We start from the raw sequence: 19,071 nt of genomic DNA, 5'->3' as shown, positions 1-19,071 counted from the left end.
TAGCGAGGAACGGAATTGCAACTACACTAAGGCAACCATACTGCTGCAATGGTGCCATTGCGTGAGCCAGTCGGAAGGCTATTCCATCGAACCGGAGGGATGAACATGAGCCTGTTCCATCGTGACGACAAGGACACCGGGACTAGCCGAATCGATGAAGACATGGCAGTCGCCGCCGAGCGCGCGCCCCATTTGGGAGATGATCCGATCCGGGAGGAACCTGCATTGGCATCCGAAGAAGAACCGCTTGAAGAAAGCATCGACGAACCGTCACCCTACGCCACGGCTTATCTGACACGTGACAGCTGGGCAAGCCGCTCACGTCGTCGACTGAACGATCAGATCAGCGATACTTGCGAGAGTTGCGACGAATTCGTACAACATAAGCCTTGGCAGAGTGTCGGTATCGCCGCGCTGGGCGGCGTGCTGATGACCCTGCTGTTGAGTCGGCGCTGACAGCCGTTTTCCACCTGATCGGTCACGTGCACCGATCCACACATTGACGAATGGTTAAGGACGATCCATGAGCCGTAATTACCGTGAAGACACGCGCCATTACTACCGGGATGCCAAGCGCCGCGGCCGCAAAAGCCTCGATCGGGCTCGCCACCGCGCCGACGATATCAGCCATGAGCTGGCGGAAAATGCAGAAGAGGCGTGGCGCGAAACTGACGATTACGTTCATCGCAACGCTTGGAGCAGCATGGGTGTTGCCGCCCTTGCCGGGTTCGCCATCGGCTTCCTGGCCGGTCGCCGCTAGGCGTTCCCATCGCCGGCCCCACAGCGATTGGAAGCCGAGTGCCGGCTGAATGAAACGGCCCCGCGATGCAGTTCATGCATCACGGGGCCGTTTCTGATTCGGTAGTCGATACCGCATGCCTGGTAGTCGCAGGATCGCGATCCTCAGGCTCAGGCTTGATCCACACCCAGACGACCGCCTCTCGCCCAATCTTCCTGCTCGGTTTCCTGAAAAAATATCTGCACCGACTCGGGCGCTTGTCCGTATGCCTGCACGAACGCATCGGTGATTCGCTCGGCAAGCTCGCGCTTCTGCTCGACGCTACGGGGAAATTGCTGGATCGTCACAATGGGCATGAAAGATACCTTCAGGATGAGAAATCGGCACGTTCGACCTGTTCGGCCAAGGTTTCGCGCAAATGACGTAACGAATCCACGTCGCTGCTGTCAGGCCAGAGCCACACTCGTCGCCCGGAAAGATCGATAGCGGAGAGCAGCGGACCCAGCCGAATCAGGCGACACGTCTTCGTTTGCCAGGTACGGGCATCGACCGAGCTTTCCCAGACCGGTCGTTCCCGTTCGTATGCGCAGCGCAGGTACAGCTTCTGCGGCGCCTCGAGATGCTGGCGATACCCCGCCACAATGGCCACCATCGCAATGATGGCAGCAATCCGATAATCGACCCACCAGCTCGCATAGAGTGCCAGTCCCCCTCCCAGCAGGAGTTGAAAGCCCAGCGATAGCCTAGAGCGCTTGATGACGACTGCGGTCAGTGGTTTCGGCATGTTCGACGATCATCTGGACGAGGCGACGCATCTCCGGATCCTGCGGCCATTCGCGACGCATCAGCCAGGTAAAGAGATCCTGGTCTTCCTGGGCCAGCAGCTCACGATAGAGCTCCTTGTCCCCGGCGGGCAGTCCGTCGTAGCAGGCCTCGAGAAACGGCATCAGAAGCAGGTCCAGCTCCCACATGCCGCGTCGGGAATGCCAGTAAAGCCGTCGACGCGTGACATCTTCGTTGTCTGACATGGACTATCCTCGATCCCGTGTACTGAATGAATGTGTCGCGCTGCATTATACCCAAGGGAATCCCCCACCACTATTCGGGAACGCGCGGTGACCGGCTAATGCGTTGTTTTCTCGAAAGTTGCGAAGTATGCTGAGACGACAATAACAGACGTCGGACGCCCATTGTGCGGTCTCCCACCGCCAGGCCGAGGCCTTACGGAGAATGTCGATGACCAAGTCTGAATTGATCGAGCAGATTGCCGCCCGCCGGTCGGAACTGTCGGCGAAGGAGGTCGAAGCCGCGGTGCGTGTCATCCTTGACGACATCACCAACGCCCTGGCAGAGGGCGGGCGCGTCGAAATTCGCGGATTCGGCAGTTTTTCCCTGCATTTTCGCGAGCCCCGCACCGGACGCAACCCAAAGACCGGCGACCCCGTCGATCTCGACGGAAAGTACGTCCCGCATTTCAAACCGGGAAAGGAACTACGCGAACAGGTCAATGCCAGCCGCGCGCTCGGCTATTGATCTTCCCAGTCACTGCAGCCGGCGCAGAGTCGGCGGCTGCCACCGCAATATGTAACGACGGCATGAGCCGTCGGCGGTGCGTCACCAGGAAAACCTATGCGCTGGCTCAAAGGCGTCATTCTCGCCATCATCTTGATCGTCGTGTTGCTGCTGGGCATTCTTTTTGCCGTCAATAACCAGCAGCCGCTGCCTCTGGATCTGATCTGGGTACAGCTGCCCCCGGCTTCGCTGTCGTTGTGGCTTCTGGTCGCTCTCGCCTGCGGCGTCATCCTCGGCATGCTCGCCATGACCGGCATGTATCTGCGGCTGCGAACCCTGCTGACTCGTGCACAACGTCACAACCAGCAACAACGCAAGGAACTCGATCGTCTCCGGACGCAGGAGTTCAAGGAAAGCCCCTGAATGAGCGATGTTCTGCTACTGGCGTTGCTGGTGGCAGCCATCGCCATCGGCTGGTTTCTGGGGCGATGGGAGTCCGGCCGGTTCCGGTCTCGTCCACAGCCGCCGCGCGGTTCGTTGCCGAGGGACTACTTCGTCGGCCTGAACTACCTGCTCAACGAGCAGCCCGATCGCGCGATAGAGACTTTCACCCAGGCCCTGGAAGTCAATAGCGACACGGTCGAAACGCACATCGCGCTAGGCAACCTCTACCGCTCACGGGGAGAAGCCGATCGGGCGGTGCGCATCCATCAGAATCTTCTCGCCCGCCCTGCCCTGACGCCCTCTCAGAGCGGGCAGGTACAGCTCGAACTCTCCCGCGACTTTCTCAATCTCGGCCTGCTGGACAGGGCGGAACGGCTGTTGCTGGCCCTGCAAAAAAGCCATGTCGACGACTCGCAGAAGCTCGCCGCCAAACGTCTACTGGTCGATCTGTTCGAGCGAGAAAAGGAGTGGGCACAAGCTCTGGAGACCGCCCAGCCACAGCTGGTGCGCCAGGATGCCGATATCCGTCGAGCCGCCGCGCACTGGCATTGCGAACTGGCGAGCCAGCATCGCAACAACAGCAGCCCATCCTTGGCACGCAAGGCGTTGAAGCAGGCTCTGGGTATCGATGACCGCTGCGTCCGGGCCAACTGGATGCTGGGCCAGCTCGAATGGGACATCGGCCAGTATCGTGATGCAGCGCGGTTCTGGCAGCGCGTCCCCGAACAGGACGCCAGCTTCACCGCCATCGTGCTTGAGCCGTTGCGGGATACGTATCGCCTGCTCGACGACGACAACGGCTGGTGGCAGTTTCTGGAAAGGCAATTGCAGCACAACCCGCAGACCACGGTAGTCATGATGGCGGCGGACACACTGAGACAACGACAAGGCGCCGATATCGCCTGCGCCTTCGTCAGCGATCAATTGCGCGAGCATCCCAGCCTGCGCGGGATCGACTATCTGATGGATCTCTATCTCGACGACAGCGATCCTGCAGAGCGCGATCGCCTGGAGCTGCTCAAGCAACACACCCGCCAGTTGCTGAGCATCCGGCCTCGCCACCGCTGCCAACGCTGTGGTTTCGGTACCGAACAATTGCATTGGCAGTGCCCTCGCTGCCGCAGTTGGGGCACCACCAAGCCGGTCGCCGGTCTGGAAGGCGAATGATCACGCTACTGCCAAGAGAGTGAACGCTCGATCTCCGTCAGCGCCGACATCGGGTCTGCTGCCTGAGTGATCGCCCGTCCAATGACCAGATGCGTACTGCCGGCAGCCATCGCGGCCTCCGGCGTCATTACGCGTCGCTGATCCCCCTGCTCGGCCGTCGCGGGACGGATCCCCGGCGTCACCTTGAGGAACGCCTCGCCACAGAGTTCCGTCAGCCTCGCGCTTTCACGTGCCGAGCAGACGACGCCATCCAGCCCGCTCTCCCGTGTCAGTCTGGCCAGCCGTTCGACCTGGGCCAGCGCATCGCCCGATACGCCTATCTCCTGCAGCTCGTCGTCCGACATGCTGGTCAGCACGGTGACCGCGATGAGATGAGTTTTCAGCCCTCGCTGCGCCAGCCGCTCGGCACTCGCCTCCATCATTCTACGGCCACCGGAGGCATGGACGTTGACCATCCATACCCCCAGATCCGCCGTCGCCTCGACGGCACCGGCCACAGTATTGGGAATATCATGAAACTTGAGATCGAGAAAGACCTCGAACCCCCGTTGATGCATGGCCTCGACGGCTGCCGGCCCCGCCCGAGTAAATAGCTCCTTGCCGATCTTGACGCGGCAACGGGCCGGGTCGAGCGCATCGACCAAGGGCAACGCCTGCGACAGGTTGGAATAGTCGAGCGCAATGATGAGCGGCGAGTTCGGGGAAGGCATGAATCGTCTCCGGCATTCGAGTTCGAGCGGAGTATACCGAATGGAAGGCATCTGCGGGGCAGAAGCGAACCGAAGCGCCGCCTGGTACCGTCATGTAGCCATTGTCTTACAATAATCTGCGATATTTACCCATTAATTCCCGAGAACAGCCGTCGATACACAGAGTGAGGGCCGGCCAGAAGCATGACCGGCCTTCATTCATCTTCCTGTTCCGATCAAGGAAATCGATATGAAGACTTTGATTCACGCAGCACTCTTCTCGCTTCTCAGCTTCAGCGCCCTTCCCGCACTGGCGCAGGACGCCCCGGTCAATATCAACGAAGCGTCGGCAGAAGAACTGGCCACCCTCCCCGGCATCGGCGAAGTCAAGGCACAAGCCATCGTCGATGACCGGGAGGCCAACGGCGATTACAAGAGCCTCGAGGACCTGACTCGCGTCGACGGCATCGGTGAAACAACCGTCAGCAACCTGGCCGAAGAAGCGACGCTGTAATCAGCTCCGGGGTCGCCGACGGCCCCGGAACGTCAGTACTTGTAATCCTGTCGATCGTCTCCATCTTGGCTGAACAGGCAGCGTCAACGACGGAGACACCATGCCCCTGCTATTCCTACTGGCGCTTTTCGCTATTGCGGATTTCGCCTTGCTGTTCACCATTGGCGCCAAGATCGGTCTGCTGGCAAGTCTGGCATGGATCATCGTGAGTGCCGCCTTCGGTATTCATCTCATTCGCCGCGAGAGCCTGCTTACGCTTCAGAGAGCTCGTGAACGCATGGCCGCGGGCGAAATTCCCTCTGACGAACTGATGGCCGGCGCCTCGTTCCTGCTCGCCGGCATCCTGTTGATAGCGCCCGGTTTTCTTTCGGACATCGTGGGCCTACTATGCCTACTCCCCGGCAGCAGCCAGTTGATGCGCCGGTGGTCGGGACGCGGCACGCGACATGCTGGCGGGAGCGGACGGGACAATCCCGGCGACTGGGACGTCGGTCGGCGCAGATCCGAGAGCGCTTCCCACGATGACCAAGCTCGACACGGGAACACGCCGATCGAAGGGGAGTATCTGGGCAAGGATCGCTGATCCGATCGTCTGCCACACAGACGACACCAGGCGAGAAAATTTTTGGCCCGCCCCTTGAAACCGACCGGCAAGGCCCAATCAAGGCAACAGCGATAGCTTTAGGCCATCAGGCCCATTAACCGGAAGGCTAAGCCTTCACCCCTTGAGCCTCGCTCATGTGGGAACGTGCATTTGCAACATGCAACCATCAGGAGAACGTGAGCAATGAAAATCCGTCCCTTGCACGATCGCGTCATCGTACGTCGCAAAGAAGAAGAGCAGAAAACTGCTGGCGGCATCGTGCTTCCGGGCAGTGCCCAGGAAAAGCCGACCCGCGGTGAAGTCTTGGCCGTGGGCAACGGTCGCATCCTCGAAAGCGGCGAAGTCCGCGCACTGGACGTCAAAGTTGGCGATACCGTGATTTTCAAGGAAGGTTTCGGCGTCGAGAAGCAGAAGGTCGACGGTGAAGAAGTCCTGATCATGAGCGAAAGCGACATTCTGGCCGTCGTCGAAGGCTAATCGTCGCATCGCTCGACGCTTCATTACGATTTCACGTATTACATATTTCACGTATTACATTAGGAAGATCGAACAATGGCAGCTAAACAAGTCAAGTTCTCTGATGATGCTCGCAAGCGCATGGCGCGTGGCGTCAACGTTCTCGCTGATGCCGTCAAGGCCACGCTGGGCCCGAAAGGCCGCAATGTCGTTCTGGAAAAATCCTTCGGCTCACCGACCGTGACCAAGGACGGCGTTTCTGTCGCCAAGGAAATCGAACTGAAGGACAAGTTCGAAAACATGGGCGCACAGATGGTCAAGGAAGTCGCTTCCAAGACCTCCGACGCTGCCGGTGATGGCACCACCACCGCAACCGTCCTGGCACAGGCCATCGTCAACGAAGGCCTGAAGGGCGTTGCTGCCGGCATGAACCCGATGGATCTGAAGCGCGGCATCGACAAGGCTGTCGTCGAGGCCGTCAAGCACATCCAGTCGCTCTCCGTACCGTGCACCGACTCCAAGGCTATCGCTCAGGTCGGCACGATCTCCGCCAACGGTGATGCTCGCATCGGCGAGATCATCGCGGAAGCGATGGAAAAAGTCGGCAAGGAAGGCGTCATCACCGTCGACGAAGGTCGCGGCTTCGAAGACGAGCTGGAAGTCGTCGAAGGCATGCAGTTCGATCGCGGCTACCTGTCTCCCTACTTCGTGACCAACCAGGACACGATGGCGGTCGAGCTCGAAGATCCGTACCTGCTGCTGGTCGACAAGAAGGTTTCCAACATTCGCGAGCTGCTGCCGGTGCTGGAAGCCGTCGCGAAGGCAGGCAAGCCGCTGGCCATCATCGCTGAAGATATCGAAGGCGAAGCGCTGGCAACACTGGTCGTCAACAACATGCGCGGCATCGTCAAGGTCGCTGCGGCCAAGGCGCCCGGCTTCGGCGATCGTCGCAAGGCCATGCTGCAGGACATCGCCATCCTGACCGGTGGCACCGTGATTTCCGAAGAAGTCGGTCTGAGCCTCGAGCAGGCCAACCTCGACCACCTGGGCAGCGCCAAGCGCATCACCATGTCCAAGGAAAACACCACCATCATCGATGGTGCTGGCGTCGAGTCCGACATCGAAGCCCGTGTCGCCCAGATTCGTGCCCAGATCGAAGAAACCTCTTCCGATTACGATCGCGAAAAGTTGCAAGAGCGTGTTGCCAAGCTGGCAGGCGGCGTTGCGGTCATCCGCGTGGGTGCGGCGACCGAATTCGAGATGAAAGAGAAGAAGGCTCGCGTCGAAGACGCGCTGCACTCGACTCGTGCCGCTGTCGAAGAAGGTGTCGTGCCTGGTGGCGGTACCGCCATGGTTCGCGTCCTGACGCTGATCCAGGGCCTGACCGGCGACAATGAAGACCAGACTCACGGTATCGCCATTGCACTGCGCGCCATGGAAGCCCCGCTGCGCCAGATCGTGACCAACGCTGGCGAAGAAGCTTCCGTCGTCGTCAATCGCGTCAAGGATGGCGAAGGCAACTTCGGCTACAACGCACAGACCGGCGAGTACGGCGACCTGTTCGAAATGGGCGTTCTCGATCCGGCCAAGGTAACGCGTACAGCACTGCAGTCTGCAGCTTCCGTTGCCGGTCTGATGATCACCACCGAAGCCATGGTGGCCGAAGATCCGGAAGACGCACCGGCAGGCGGCGCACCGGACATGGGCGGTATGGGTGGCATGGGCGGCATGATGTAGTGCGACGAGAGTCGCTTAGGTAGCTAGCCTAGCGGGCTACATCATTGTGGTCACCAACCTTTGAGTTGGTGGCCACATACCCGCAGAAAAAGCAATGACTAAACCCGGTATCCGGGGCTTTCTCAAGACTCGGATACCGGTCACCCTTATAGGGTGTACCGTTTTCGGTGCTTGGGGAAATCCCGAGTCTTCGCCTCACGGCGACGGATTTATCTATGCTGAAATTCGACCAAATGGCCGAATGATGTAGCAGAGATTGCCGTGTCTTCAAAGCTTGCTGGCACCTAGTGGCGCAAGCCTTTCCTGCTATTGTCTCACCCTGATGTTTATGGGCAGCGAGACCTGTTGTTCAGCCAACAGTAGCCTAGGGGTAGTGCATTACTGGCAACGGTGATGTGCGAAGCTCCCTGACAATGTAGTCCCACTTCAGTGGACTGTCCGTGCCGTGAGGCACGCCAGTGACTCTGCCAGCAACAGGCGGACGAGACGCTAGGCTGGATGGTACGACCAACGTATGTGAACTGCTGATAAACACCGTCAACCGCAAGAAGCCAAAGTTGCTGTTAGGCTTCAACCAAAAAGGTGTGTAGCCAGTTATGCCTCTTACATCTGGGCATACGCTGATACACGGCTACCGGTGGATAGGCAGGGTCTAACCCATTCATGTAGAAGGAAAGGAACTCGGTAAGCCCGTATCTCTGCCTTTGGGCAGGCGAGCCGCAAGGCAAGCTGTTAGAGGTGCGGGTAGAGGAGGACAGAAAAAGCGAATGCCCTTTTGTAATGAAAGGGATAGGGGTTCGAGCTTTGCCCCAACGCGAAAGCGTGCTGACTTCTGTCTGGTCTCTGATCGCGTGAAGGCGTGTAAAGCCGCCTGAGAAGCACCATCTGCGGTTCAGATGGAAAGAAAGAATGCCCTTGCGGGGTGAGGACAACTTCCCCCGTCAGGGGTAAGTACCGTCTTCATCTCGCTGGGCATTTAATCGTTAATGCTCAGAGGAGAATAGCAAGATGAGTACTGCCCAGAGCGTACCTGCATTCTCTCACCCGGCATCGAGTTGGCATACCATCAATTGGAAGGTCTGTCACCGCCGAGTGAGGAGGCTACAGGTACGGATCGCGAAGGCTGCCCATGACCAGAAGTGGCGTAGGGTGAAATCTCTGCAACGCATGCTGGTCCGCTCGTTTGCAGCCAAGGCATTGGCTGTAAAACGCGTCACCGAGAACCAGGGCAAGAAAACGCCTGGTGTCGATGGGGCATGCTGGGATACCCCAGATGATAAATGGAAAGCGATCTCCCGTTTGCAGCGGAAAGGCTACAAGCCCGAACCGCTTCGTCGAGTCTACATCCCCAAAGCCAACGGACAACGTCGGCCGCTGGGAATCCCGACGATGCTGGATCGCGCCATGCAGGCTTTATATCTGCTTGGACTCGAACCGGTAGCAGAAACAACGGCGGATCGGAATTCCTACGGCTTTCGGCCCATGCGAGCCACAGCGGATGCGATTGAGCAATGCTTCGTCAATCTCAGCCGCAAGAGCTCGGCTCAGTGGGTACTCGAAGGCGACATCAAGGGGTGCTTCGACAACATCGACCACGAGTGGCTGGTCCGGAATATCCCCATGGATAGGACGGTCCTCCGCAAGTGGCTTAAAGCGGGATACATGGAGTCCTCGCGGCTCCTTCCGACGACGGCGGGGACACCGCAAGGTGGCATCATCTCGCCGGTATTGGCCAATATGGCGCTTGACGGTTTGGAAGCGGTGCTCGAATCCCAATTCGGGAAGAAAAACACCAAGGCCAGCTACAAGACCAAGGTCAACTATGTGCGGTACGCGGACGACTTCATCATCACCGGCATCTCCAAGGAGCTGCTGGAGGAGGGCGTGAAACCCATCGTCGAGGCCTTTATGGCCGAGCGTGGGCTCACGCTCTCGGTGGAGAAGTCCGTCGTCACGTACATAGCGGAGGGATTCGACTTCCTGGGCCAGAATATTCGCAAGTACAGTGACAAGTGCCTCATCAAGCCGAGTCACAAGAACGTGAAGACCTTCCTGGCCAACGTAAGGAAGCTGTTGAACGCCAACAAGACCATGCCTGCCTGGTGGATCGTGGATCAGCTCAACCCGATGATTCGGGGCTGGACCAACTACCATCGGGGAGTCGCGGCCAAGGAGACGTTCAACTACGTGGACTACCGCATCTGGAAAATGCTATGGCAATGGTGCAAAAGACGGCACCTGAGCCGGCGCAAGCGCTGGATCAAGGGGAAGTACTTCCCTCCAGCAGGCAAGCGTCAGTGGGTCTTCCAGGGTGAGTATCCCGGCGGCAAACGAGCGTATCTGCTCTATGCCAGCGATGTGCCGATCAAGCGGCATACCAAGATCAAGGCGGAGGCGAACCCTTTCGACCCGGCGTTCGAGACCTATTTCGAGGAGCGGCTGGAACGATCCTGGAAGGAATCGACCAAGGGAAGGAAGAAGCTGCAGACGCTTTGGTCCCGGCAAGGCAAACGCTGCCCGATGTGCCAACAGTTCATCACCTGGGAAACCGGGTGGAACATCCACCATGTGGTGGAACGGCACAGAGGAGGCGGTGACGAGCTGGACAACTTGGTACTGCTGCATCCCAACTGTCATCGACAGTTGCATGCAGGTTCTGCTTAACTGGTTCGTATGGTTGCATGATGCAATATGGTAGCTGTCAGCACAGATTCCTTGAAACTCGTTTCTCGGAAAACTAAGAGCTATCAGCTAATCACTACGGAACAGACCGGCAGAATAGCGTGTCATCGACTTACGGTATATTGACGTGTGCTGACGGTGATACCTGAGGAGGAGACGATGAGCGCGGCATTTTACCTGACAGTGGGCCTAGGAGCCCTCATGGTGCTAAGTGTCGCGGGTTTCGTGGCTGTGCAAGTCTTACGGTTGTTCTACCAAGCCGATCAGACCAGCGGCAAGTCTTCCGAAGGAGAATATCATCAGTAAGAAGGGCGAATGACGAGCTACCGGCTTACCTTGCTAGGTAAGTTTACAGAGGCTTGAGCCGTATGCGGGGAAACTCGCACGTACGGTTCTTAGGGGGCGGTGGGGCAGAAATGCCCTGCTGCTACCCGACAATCATCGCCCCGCCATCACCTGATTTTTCAGACTGTTGAAAGGTTCAGGTATCATGGAAAGCCCCGCCATTGGCGGGGCTTTTTTTGTTCTCGAGCCAAGCGTTCGAGGCTACATGATCGTGCCTTTTCTCGCCCTTTTGCCTGCAGGAGTTTTCGCGCATGCTGAATCGCATCCGCATCGTTCTCGTCCAGACTTATCATCCTGGCAATATCGGTGCCAGCGCGCGCGCCATGAAGACCATGGGTTTGAGCGATCTGGTACTGGTCGCACCCCGCCAGTTTCCGGACGAGGAAGCCACTCGGCTCGCCGCTGGCGCTACCGACCTCCTCGACAGCTGTCGCGTCGTCGGTTCTCTCTCCGAGGCCGTCGGTGATTGCGTCCAGGTCATCGGCGCCAGCGCCCGCCTGCGCAGCCTGCCACTGCCCTGCTATCACGCCCCGGATCGAATGGCCGCCGAACTCTGGCAGCGATTGCCGGAAGGGCCGGTTGCCATCGTTTTCGGCCGCGAGCGCTACGGATTGACCAACGAGGAAATCGGTCACTGTACCCACCAGTTGAACATCCCCGCCAATCCGGACTATGGCGTGCTCAACCTCTCCCAGGCGGTGCAGATCGTCGCCTACGAGACGTTCCGACAGTCTCGAACCCAAGAAGCATATCAAGCTCCCAGAGCCAATGGCCCCTACCCGACAGTGGAACAATTGGAATACTTCTACGATCACCTGCATCGCGCCTTGGATAGCGCCGGATTTCTGACACAGCCTCACGCCAAGACCGAATCTCATCTGCGCGCCCTGTTTACTCGCGCCGAACCCAGCCGCAAGGAGCTGTCGATTCTCCGCGGGGTACTCAATGCCCTGGAGAGCCGTAACCCATCCGAATGAAACCCGACGACAAAGGTCCTCGGCTCGCGCACAAAAAGCGCCCATAAAAAAACAGCGCCCGGAGGCGCTGTTTTTCATGAGAGAGAACGGATTCGGAGAATCAGTCCTGGCCCATCTGCTGCTTAATCAGATCACCGATGGTAGTCGGGCCGTTCGGCTCAGCTTCCTGATCCCGCTTGCCACCAGTACTGCGACGCGGCTCGACCTGATCCTTCGCCTTGATGGACAGGTTGATGACGCGGCTCTTACGATCGACGTTGACGATCTTGGCTTCGACGCTGTCGCCTTCGTTCAGCACGTTGCGAGCGTCTTCGACGCGGTCAGCGCTGATCTCGGAAGCCTTGAGCACGGCCACGACATCAGTCGCCAGCTCGACATGGGCTTCCTTGGCGTCGACTTCGACGATGCGGCCCGTGACGATGGAGCCCTTGTCGTTGACGGCCAGGAACTCGGAGACCGGGTCGGACTCGAGCTGCTTGATGCCCAGCGAGATGCGCTCGCGCTCCGGATCGATCGAGAGGATGACCGCTTCCGCTTCGTCGCCCTTCTTGAACTGACGAACGGCTTCTTCGCCGGTCTCGCTCCAGGAGATATCGGAGAGGTGAACCAAGCCGTCGATGCCGCCTTCCAGACCGATGAAGATACCGAAGTCGGTGATCGACTTGATGGTACCGGCAACGCGGTCGCCCTTGTTGTAACGAGCGCTGAAGTCTTCCCACGGGTTGGTGGTGCACTGCTTGATACCCAGGGAAATACGGCGACGCTCTTCGTCGATGTCCAGAACCATGACTTCGACTTCGTCACCGACCTGAACCACCTTGGACGGATGGATGTTCTTGTTGGTCCAGTCCATTTCGGAAACGTGAACCAGACCTTCGACACCCTCTTCCAGCTCGGCAAAGCAGCCGTAGTCGGTCAGATTGGTGACGCGGGCGTTGACTTTCATGCCTTCCGGATAGCGGTCGACGATGTTGACCCACGGATCTTCGCCCAGCTGCTTCAGACCCAGCGATACGCGGTTACGCTCGCGGTCGAACTTCAGCACCTTGACATTGATCTCGTCGCCAACGGCCACGATTTCGCTCGGATGCTTGATACGCTTCCAGGCCATGTCGGTGATGTGCAGCAGGCCGTCAACGCCACCGAGATCCACGAACGCGCCGTAGTCGGTCAGGTTCTTGACGATACCATTGATCTGCTGGCCTTCCTGCAGGGTGGCAAGCAGTGCTTCACGCTCGGCACTGTTCTCGGCTTCGAGAACGGCACGGCGGGAAACGACGACGTTGTTGCGCTTCGGATCGAGCTTGATGACCTTGAAGTCCAGCTCTTTGTGCTCCAGGTGCGCGGTATCGCGAACCGGACGCACGTCGACCAGTGAACCCGGCAGGAAGGCACGGATGGAGGCGACATCGACGGTGAAACCGCCCTTGACCTTACCGTTGATCACGCCCTTGACGATCTCGTCCTTCTCGAAGGCCGCTTCCAGTTCCTTCCACGCTTCGGCACGCTTGGCCTTCTCGCGTGACAGGCGGGTCTCACCGAAGCCATCTTCCACGGCTTCCAGCGCGACCTTGACTTCATCACCGATCGCGATGGTCATTTCACCATTGTCGTCGCGGAACTGCGCGACGGGGATCTGCCCTTCGGACTTCAACCCGGCGTTGACGGTGATCCAGTCGCCTTCGATGTCAACCACGGTTGCCATGACGATGGCACCGGGTTCCATGTTGATGTCCTGGAGAGACTGTTCAAACAACTCAGCAAAGCTTTCGCTCATGTGATTCCTACGTGATCAACGTTGATGACGGTCATACCGTCTTCCTCCGTACCACCAGCGAGCACGGGCCTTATCGACATATCCCTGGGGATGTTGGCGCTGGTTCGACCTGCAACGACTTGTCAGTCGGATCATTGCACGTCATGACATCTTGCCAGGGTCCCCGGTAGCGGAAGTGCGTCGTCGGCTTTTGCCACGAACCGGATGTCAGACCAAAAATTGGCGCTAGACCAGGTTTCGTTCGGCGAGCAGCGTCTCGATACGCTCCACGACTTCCGGTATATCCAGCTGCGTCGTGTCCAGCTCTACCGCATCTTCGGCGGGTTTGAGCGGGGCCACGGCGCGCTGCATATCACGCGCATCGCGCGCTTTGATTTCTTCCAAAAGGGTCGAGAGTCTAGCATCTTCACCCACCTGCTGCAATTGCAGCAGGCGTCGCCTGGCACGCTCTTCGGCGGAAGCGGTGAGATAGATCTTGAGCGGCGCATCGGGAAAGACCACCGTCCCCATATCGCGACCATCGGCCACCAGCCCCGGCGCCTGATAAAAATCGCGCTGACGCTGCAGCAACGCATTGCGTACCGGTGGCAGCGCCGCCACTTGGGAAGCGGCGTTGCCGACCCCCTCGCTGCGAATCGCCGTGGTCACGTCGTCGCCTTCCAGCAGGATCCGCATCGCGCCATTCTCGACCGCGAACACCACATCGAGATTCTGGGCCTGCTCGGAGAGCGCCTGCGCATCATCGACGGCGATGCCATGGCGCAATGCCGACAGCGCCGTCAAGCGATAGAGCGCGCCGGAGTCCAGCAGATGCCAGCCCATGTGCTCGGCAATCATCCGGCTGATGGTGCCTTTTCCGGCCCCGCCCGGACCGTCGATGGTCAGAACCGGTGCTAGCTGGGTCGGTGCTAGCTGGGTCATGTCGATGTCTCCGTCAGTTCCAGCCCCACCTTGTTGGCCAGCGCGACGAAACCCGGGAAGGAGGTCGCCACGTTGGCACAGTCATCGATCACCACAGGCTCGCTGGCACGCAGTGCGGCAACGGCGAAAGCCATGGCGATACGGTGATCGCCCAGGCTATCCACCTGTCCGCCACCGTAGTTGGCACCATCATCGGCCCGGCCGACGACATCGATGCCGTCTTCGTAGACCGTCGTGTCGACGCCGAGAACGGTAAGGCCGTCGGCCATCGCCTGGATCCGGTCGGACTCCTTGACGCGAAGCTCTTCGGCGCCACGCAGCCGCGTCGTGCCCTCGGCGTTGGCCGCCGCGACGAACAGCGCCGGAAACTCGTCGATCGCCAGCGGCACCTGATCGAGCGGGATATCGATACCCTTCAGCGGTGCGTAGCGGATGTGCAGGTCGGCGACCGGCTCGCCACCGACCTCACGCGGATTCTCCAACTGTAGATCGGCTCCCATCGCCTTGAGGATGTTGATCACGCCGATACGCGTCGGATTGACCCCGACATGCTCGAGCAAGAGATCCGATCCCGGCGTAATGGCCGCTGCTACCAGGAAGAAGGTCGCCGAGGAAATATCCGACGGCACATCGATGGGCGCACTGGTCAGCTCGCCTCCGCCCTGCAGCGTCGCCAGGTCGCCGTCGCGGACGACCTTGTAGCCGAAGCCATTGAGCATGCGTTCGGTATGGTCACGCGTCGGCGCCGGCTCGCGCACGCGCGTTTCGCCCTCGGCATAGAGACCCGCCAGCAGCAGGCAGGATTTGACCTGCGCGCTGGCCATCGGCATGTCGTAATGGATGCCTTTCAGCGGCTGCCCACCGTGGATCCGGAGCGGGGGACGCCCCCCTTCCGCGGTATCGATCTTCGCCCCCATCAGGCGCAGCGGATCGGCCACCCGGGCCATCGGCCGCTTGGTCAACGAGGCATCGCCGGTCAGCTCGGTATCGAAGGCCTGGCCGGCCAGCAGACCGGCAAACAGACGCATGGCGGTACCGGAGTTGCCTACGTAGATCGGCCCGGCCGGCTTTTTCAGCCCGTGCAGACCCACGCCATGGATTGTCACTCTACCCTGATGCGGACCTTCGATGGCGACACCCATGTCGCGGAAGGCTTGCAGCGTTGCCAGGCTATCCTCGCCCTCGAGAAAACCCTTGACCTCGGTGACGCCACTGGCCAGTGCGCCGAGCATGATCGAGCGGTGAGAGATAGACTTGTCGCCGGGAACGCGAATCCGGCCATTGACCGAACCGCCGGGCGACACCCGGTACTGAACCTGTCGTGCTTCCATGGTCTGATAACTCGTCTGATTCAACAGCGTTTCAAAATAGTGTCTGGCGTGACTGGCACGGTCGAACGTACCCAGCATGGCGTCGCTGTCGCCCTGCTCCACCGCCGTTCGCAGCCGGGAGAGCCCGGCCTCGAAATCGTCCAGCGCCGCCAGCAACGCACTGCGATTGGCGGTGAAGATATCGCGCCACATGACCGGATCACTGCCGGCAATACGGGTAAAGTCGCGGAACCCGCCGGCGGCATAGCGAAAGATCTCCAGCCGTTCGTCCTGCCGTGCCAGCGTATCGACCAGCGAAAACGCCAACAGGTGCGGCAGGTGGCTGGTTCTCGCCAGGACCTGATCGTGCCGGTCCACCGGCATTTCCAGCACGTCGGCACCGCAGCGTTGCCACAGCGCACGCACCGCAGCAACGGCTGTCGGCGCCGTGCCAGCCTCCGGTGTCAGGATGACCTTGTGATGACGATAGAGCGCCGGATTGGCTGCGACCACGCCACTTTTCTCGGAGCCGGCGATGGGATGCCCGGGAACGAAATTGGCAGGCAGATAGCCGAAGGTCTCCCGCGCGGCATCGCAGACACGACGCTTGGTACTGCCGACATCGGTCAGGATCTGCTCGTCGACCAGCGGCACCAGTTGCGCGAACACCTGCCCCATGGCCAGCACCGGTACCGCCAGAACGATGATGTCGCTCCGAGCGACCAGTGGTGCCAGTTCGTTACCGCCTTCGTCGATCACCCCCAGTTCGAGCCCAGTCGTGATCTCGTCCCGATCCCGGTCACAAGCCAGGATGCGCCCGGCATAGCCGTTGGCCTTGAGCGCCGCGGCCAGCGAACCGCCGATCATGCCCAGCCCCACGATCAGCAGCGTCGCCTCTCCTGTTGGCGTATCTCCGGCCCGCACCTTACAGCACACCCACCGGGTAGGAGCCCAGCACTTTCATGTCCTGGGCGCAGTTGCGTACTTCATCCAGCACACGGGCGATCTCGGGCTGATCGACATGCCCCTTGAAGTCGATAAAGAATACGTAATTCCAGGCCCCGGTGCGGGACGGCCGTGTTTCCAGCCGTGTCATGTCGACACGGTGGCGATGGAACGGCTCGAGCAGATCGTGCAACGCGCCCGGCTCGTTACGCATGGCGACCACGATGGAAGTCTTGTCGGTGCCGGACGGCGGGACCGACTCATTGCCGATGATCAGGAATCGCGTGGAGTTGTCCGGCCGGTCTTCGATCTTCTCGGCGACGTGATCGAGCCCGTAGAGCTGGGCGGCCATATCGCCCGCGATGGCGGCACTGTGCCACTCGGTCTTGACCAGCCGCGCCGCTTCGGCATTCGACGATACCGCGACACGCTCGGCATGCGGGTAATGCGCATCCAGCCACTTGCGGCACTGGGCAAAGGATTGCGGATGCGAGTAGATGCGCGAGATCTTGTCCTGGCGCGTAATGCTCGATATCAACAGGTGATGATGGATACGCAACACGACCTCGCCGCTGATATGCAGACCGGAATCCATGAACGAATCCAGCGTGTTGTTGACCACGCCCTCGGTGGAGTTCTCCACCGGCACCACGCCATAGTTGACCGCGCCCGCCTCGACCTCGCGGAACACTTCGTCGATCGCGGCCATCGGCAGGCTGATCGCGCTATGCCCGAAATGCTTGAGCGCCGCCTGCTGGGTAAAGGTCCCCTCCGGGCCGAGATAAGCCACCTTGATCGGCTTCTCCAGCGCCAGGCAGGCCGACATGATCTCGCGGAACAGGCGTGCCATTTCCTCGCTGTGCAGTGGCCCGGGATTGCTTTCCATCACCCGGCGCAGGACCTGAGCCTCGCGCTCCGGCCGATAGAACACGGCGTCCGGATCATCCGCCGTCTTGACGTGGGCGACCTGCTGGGCGCAATCGGCGCGCTCGCTGATCAGCCGCAGCAGTTCGCTGTCGATGGTATCGATACGTTGCCGCAGGGCTGCAAGGTCCAGCGGCGAATTCGAGGAGTCACTCATGACCGTATCCTGAAGGAGGTGGGTGACGCCCCGCTTAACCGCGGCGGCGCTCGAAATCCTGCATGAACGTGGTCAGCGCCTGCACGTCGGCTTCGCTGACCGCATTGTAGAGGCTCGCACGCATGCCGCCGACGCTGCGGTGCCCCTTGAGATTCAGCAACCCTTCCGACTCGGCCTCACTGAGAAAGACCGAATTCAGCGACTCGTCCGCCAGCGTGAACGGCACGTTCATGATCGAGCGGTTGGTCGGGTCGATCGGGTTGGCATAGAAATCGCTGTTATCGATCATCGAATAGAGCGCCTCGCACTTGCGGCGGTTGATCGCCTCCATCTCGGCCAGGCCACCGATATCCTGCTTGAGCCAGTGAAATACCAGGCCGGCCAGATACCAGGCGTAGGTGGGCGGCGTGTTGATCATCGAGTCGTTTTCGGCGTAGACCTTCCACCCCAGCAGCGACGGCGTCTGCGGCAGAGCGCGCTCGAGCAGGTCGTCGCGGACGATAACCACGGTGATACCGGCAGGGCCGATGTTCTTCTGCGCGCCGGCATAGATGACGCCATAGCGGCTCACATCCAGCGGCGCCGACAGGATCGACGACGACATGTCGCACACCAACGGCACGGAAACCTCTGGCGTGTAGTCGTATGCCAACCCGCCGATGGTCTCGTTGTGACAGTAGTGCAGGTAGGCGGCATCGCTCGAGAGCGAAATGTCATCCGGGCGCGGCACGTGGACGTAACCGTTGTTGCGCGTCGACCCGGCGATATGGGAAGCGGCGAGGTGATCCGCCTCCTTGATCGCCTTGGACGACCAGATGCCGGTATCCAGATAGTTGGGCGTACCGCCCTGCCCGAGCAGGTTGAGCGGCACGCAGGCAAACTGCATGGTGGCGCCGCCCTGCATGAACAGCACGCGGTAGTTGTCAGGAATCGCCAGCAGATCGCGCAGGTCCTGCTCGGCCTGAGCAGCGACTGCTTCGAACGTCGGGCTGCGATGACTCATTTCCATCACCGATAGCCCCTGGCCCCGATAGTCGAGCAACTCTTCGCGGGCGCGTTCCAGAACGGCGGTCGGCATCGCCGCCGGGCCAGCACAGAAATTATGCAGACGTGTCATCGTCAAGGTTTCCCGATTCAAGCCTAAAAGCCACTTACACCACTACTCAGAAAC

Annotated in this window: 19 protein-coding genes and 1 pseudogene; 11 read left to right on the top strand and 9 right to left on the bottom strand. The window is 60.0% G+C overall.

The window, feature by feature from the left end; genetic code table 11:
- The first annotated feature begins 105 nt into the window (after positions 1-105).
- Together ACWHY3_RS07305 and ACWHY3_RS07300 are read left to right on the top strand one after the other, a co-directional pair.
- Positions 106-456, top strand: a complete 351-nt coding sequence (locus ACWHY3_RS07305; RefSeq protein ID WP_139284355.1) for a DUF883 family protein — start codon at positions 106-108, stop codon at positions 454-456.
- 67 nt (positions 457-523) lie between these two features.
- Complete coding sequence (locus ACWHY3_RS07300; RefSeq protein WP_332778844.1) at positions 524-760, top strand: DUF883 family protein; 237 nt, start codon at positions 524-526, stop codon at positions 758-760.
- A gap of 149 nt (positions 761-909) precedes the next feature.
- On the opposite strand, the gene ACWHY3_RS07295 is transcribed toward ACWHY3_RS07300, so the two are convergent.
- The 3 genes from ACWHY3_RS07295 to ACWHY3_RS07285 are packed head-to-tail and all read right to left on the bottom strand — an operon-like array spanning position 910 to position 1,767.
- Positions 910-1,095 (bottom strand): tautomerase family protein, encoded by a 186-nt coding sequence (locus ACWHY3_RS07295; RefSeq protein WP_110635117.1) that lies wholly within the window; start codon positions 1,093-1,095, stop codon positions 910-912.
- Positions 1,096-1,106: 11 nt separating this feature from the next.
- Positions 1,107-1,523, bottom strand: coding sequence for a hypothetical protein (locus ACWHY3_RS07290; protein ID WP_303853083.1), 417 nt, complete (start codon positions 1,521-1,523; stop codon positions 1,107-1,109).
- A complete protein-coding gene (locus tag ACWHY3_RS07285) occupies positions 1,483-1,767 on the bottom strand; it encodes an FAD assembly factor SdhE (RefSeq protein WP_087717882.1) in 285 nt (94 codons plus the stop codon). Before ACWHY3_RS07285 ends, ACWHY3_RS07290 begins: the two co-directional genes overlap by 41 nt.
- Before the next feature lie 193 nt (positions 1,768-1,960).
- Here ACWHY3_RS07285 and ACWHY3_RS07280 point away from each other — a divergent pair.
- From ACWHY3_RS07280 to lapB, 3 genes and pseudogenes are all read left to right on the top strand, one after another.
- A pseudogene (locus ACWHY3_RS07280) lies at positions 1,961-2,272 on the top strand (integration host factor subunit beta); the annotation flags it as partial.
- A 96-nt stretch (positions 2,273-2,368) separates the two neighbouring features.
- Positions 2,369-2,674 carry a LapA family protein gene (locus tag ACWHY3_RS07275; RefSeq protein ID WP_071232838.1) on the top strand — a complete coding sequence of 102 codons (306 nt, stop codon included), beginning with the start codon at positions 2,369-2,371 and terminating at the stop codon, positions 2,672-2,674.
- Entirely contained in the window at positions 2,675-3,862 is a 1,188-nt protein-coding gene (gene lapB, locus ACWHY3_RS07270; RefSeq protein ID WP_087717883.1) for a lipopolysaccharide assembly protein LapB, read from the top strand.
- Between the two features lie 5 nt (positions 3,863-3,867).
- On the opposite strand, the gene pyrF is transcribed toward lapB, so the two are convergent.
- Positions 3,868-4,572: an orotidine-5'-phosphate decarboxylase gene (gene pyrF, locus ACWHY3_RS07265; protein WP_448127924.1), complete on the bottom strand. Its 705-nt coding sequence runs from the start codon at positions 4,570-4,572 to the stop codon at positions 3,868-3,870.
- A 229-nt stretch (positions 4,573-4,801) separates the two neighbouring features.
- Here pyrF and ACWHY3_RS07260 point away from each other — a divergent pair, with 229 nt between their 5' ends.
- From ACWHY3_RS07260 to ACWHY3_RS07235, 6 genes are all read left to right on the top strand, one after another.
- Positions 4,802-5,065, top strand: a complete 264-nt coding sequence (locus tag ACWHY3_RS07260; RefSeq protein WP_087717885.1) for a ComEA family DNA-binding protein — start codon at positions 4,802-4,804, stop codon at positions 5,063-5,065.
- Positions 5,066-5,165: 100 nt separating this feature from the next.
- Positions 5,166-5,648: an FxsA family protein gene (locus ACWHY3_RS07255; RefSeq protein WP_448127923.1), complete on the top strand. Its 483-nt coding sequence runs from the start codon at positions 5,166-5,168 to the stop codon at positions 5,646-5,648.
- A 204-nt stretch (positions 5,649-5,852) separates the two neighbouring features.
- Positions 5,853-6,146, top strand: a complete 294-nt coding sequence (locus ACWHY3_RS07250; RefSeq protein WP_071232843.1) for a co-chaperone GroES — start codon at positions 5,853-5,855, stop codon at positions 6,144-6,146.
- A gap of 75 nt (positions 6,147-6,221) precedes the next feature.
- Positions 6,222-7,862 (top strand): chaperonin GroEL, encoded by a 1,641-nt coding sequence (gene groL, locus ACWHY3_RS07245; RefSeq protein ID WP_071232844.1) that lies wholly within the window; start codon positions 6,222-6,224, stop codon positions 7,860-7,862.
- A 1,008-nt stretch (positions 7,863-8,870) separates the two neighbouring features.
- On the top strand, positions 8,871-10,526 hold the full coding sequence (gene ltrA, locus ACWHY3_RS07240; protein WP_448127922.1) for a group II intron reverse transcriptase/maturase: 1,656 nt from the start codon (positions 8,871-8,873) through the stop codon (positions 10,524-10,526).
- Between the two features lie 614 nt (positions 10,527-11,140).
- On the top strand, positions 11,141-11,866 hold the full coding sequence (locus tag ACWHY3_RS07235; RefSeq protein ID WP_448127921.1) for an RNA methyltransferase: 726 nt from the start codon (positions 11,141-11,143) through the stop codon (positions 11,864-11,866).
- 100 nt (positions 11,867-11,966) lie between these two features.
- Here the strand turns inward: ACWHY3_RS07235 and rpsA are convergent, their stop codons facing one another.
- The 5 genes from rpsA to serC form a co-directional block, all read right to left on the bottom strand.
- Positions 11,967-13,643: a 30S ribosomal protein S1 gene (gene rpsA / locus ACWHY3_RS07230; RefSeq protein ID WP_071232846.1), complete on the bottom strand. Its 1,677-nt coding sequence runs from the start codon at positions 13,641-13,643 to the stop codon at positions 11,967-11,969.
- A 225-nt stretch (positions 13,644-13,868) separates the two neighbouring features.
- Positions 13,869-14,564, bottom strand: a complete 696-nt coding sequence (gene cmk / locus ACWHY3_RS07225) for a (d)CMP kinase (protein ID WP_087717889.1) — start codon at positions 14,562-14,564, stop codon at positions 13,869-13,871.
- Positions 14,561-16,798: a bifunctional prephenate dehydrogenase/3-phosphoshikimate 1-carboxyvinyltransferase gene (locus ACWHY3_RS07220; RefSeq protein ID WP_448127920.1), complete on the bottom strand. Its 2,238-nt coding sequence runs from the start codon at positions 16,796-16,798 to the stop codon at positions 14,561-14,563. Before ACWHY3_RS07220 ends, cmk begins: the two co-directional genes overlap by 4 nt.
- Before the next feature lies 1 nt (position 16,799).
- Positions 16,800-17,900, bottom strand: coding sequence for a prephenate dehydratase (gene pheA / locus ACWHY3_RS07215; RefSeq protein WP_332778851.1), 1,101 nt, complete (start codon positions 17,898-17,900; stop codon positions 16,800-16,802).
- Positions 17,901-17,934: 34 nt separating this feature from the next.
- The gene (gene serC, locus ACWHY3_RS07210) at positions 17,935-19,017 is read right to left on the bottom strand and encodes a 3-phosphoserine/phosphohydroxythreonine transaminase (RefSeq protein ID WP_087717892.1); all 1,083 of its coding nucleotides are present in this window, start codon (positions 19,015-19,017) and stop codon (positions 17,935-17,937) included.
- Positions 19,018-19,071 lie beyond the last annotated feature (54 nt).

The sequence above is a fragment of the Salinicola sp. NYA28a genome (genome assembly GCF_976982775.1).
This window is presented reverse-complemented; position numbering and strand designations above follow the sequence as displayed.

Coding starts and splice junctions, on each gene's coding strand:
- ACWHY3_RS07305 (WP_139284355.1), top strand. CDS start 106: ATGAGCCTGTTCCATCGTGACGACAAGGACACCGGGACTAGCCGAATC.
- ACWHY3_RS07300 (WP_332778844.1), top strand. CDS start 524: ATGAGCCGTAATTACCGTGAAGACACGCGCCATTACTACCGGGATGCC.
- ACWHY3_RS07295 (WP_110635117.1), bottom strand. CDS start 1,095: ATGCCCATTGTGACGATCCAGCAATTTCCCCGTAGCGTCGAGCAGAAG.
- ACWHY3_RS07290 (WP_303853083.1), bottom strand. CDS start 1,523: ATGCCGAAACCACTGACCGCAGTCGTCATCAAGCGCTCTAGGCTATCG.
- ACWHY3_RS07285 (WP_087717882.1), bottom strand. CDS start 1,767: ATGTCAGACAACGAAGATGTCACGCGTCGACGGCTTTACTGGCATTCC.
- ACWHY3_RS07275 (WP_071232838.1), top strand. CDS start 2,369: ATGCGCTGGCTCAAAGGCGTCATTCTCGCCATCATCTTGATCGTCGTG.
- lapB (WP_087717883.1), top strand. CDS start 2,675: ATGAGCGATGTTCTGCTACTGGCGTTGCTGGTGGCAGCCATCGCCATC.
- pyrF (WP_448127924.1), bottom strand. CDS start 4,572: ATGCCTTCCCCGAACTCGCCGCTCATCATTGCGCTCGACTATTCCAAC.
- ACWHY3_RS07260 (WP_087717885.1), top strand. CDS start 4,802: ATGAAGACTTTGATTCACGCAGCACTCTTCTCGCTTCTCAGCTTCAGC.
- ACWHY3_RS07255 (WP_448127923.1), top strand. CDS start 5,166: ATGCCCCTGCTATTCCTACTGGCGCTTTTCGCTATTGCGGATTTCGCC.
- ACWHY3_RS07250 (WP_071232843.1), top strand. CDS start 5,853: ATGAAAATCCGTCCCTTGCACGATCGCGTCATCGTACGTCGCAAAGAA.
- groL (WP_071232844.1), top strand. CDS start 6,222: ATGGCAGCTAAACAAGTCAAGTTCTCTGATGATGCTCGCAAGCGCATG.
- ltrA (WP_448127922.1), top strand. CDS start 8,871: ATGAGTACTGCCCAGAGCGTACCTGCATTCTCTCACCCGGCATCGAGT.
- ACWHY3_RS07235 (WP_448127921.1), top strand. CDS start 11,141: ATGCTGAATCGCATCCGCATCGTTCTCGTCCAGACTTATCATCCTGGC.
- rpsA (WP_071232846.1), bottom strand. CDS start 13,643: ATGAGCGAAAGCTTTGCTGAGTTGTTTGAACAGTCTCTCCAGGACATC.
- cmk (WP_087717889.1), bottom strand. CDS start 14,564: ATGACCCAGCTAGCACCGACCCAGCTAGCACCGGTTCTGACCATCGAC.
- pheA (WP_332778851.1), bottom strand. CDS start 17,900: ATGAGTGACTCCTCGAATTCGCCGCTGGACCTTGCAGCCCTGCGGCAA.
- serC (WP_087717892.1), bottom strand. CDS start 19,017: ATGACACGTCTGCATAATTTCTGTGCTGGCCCGGCGGCGATGCCGACC.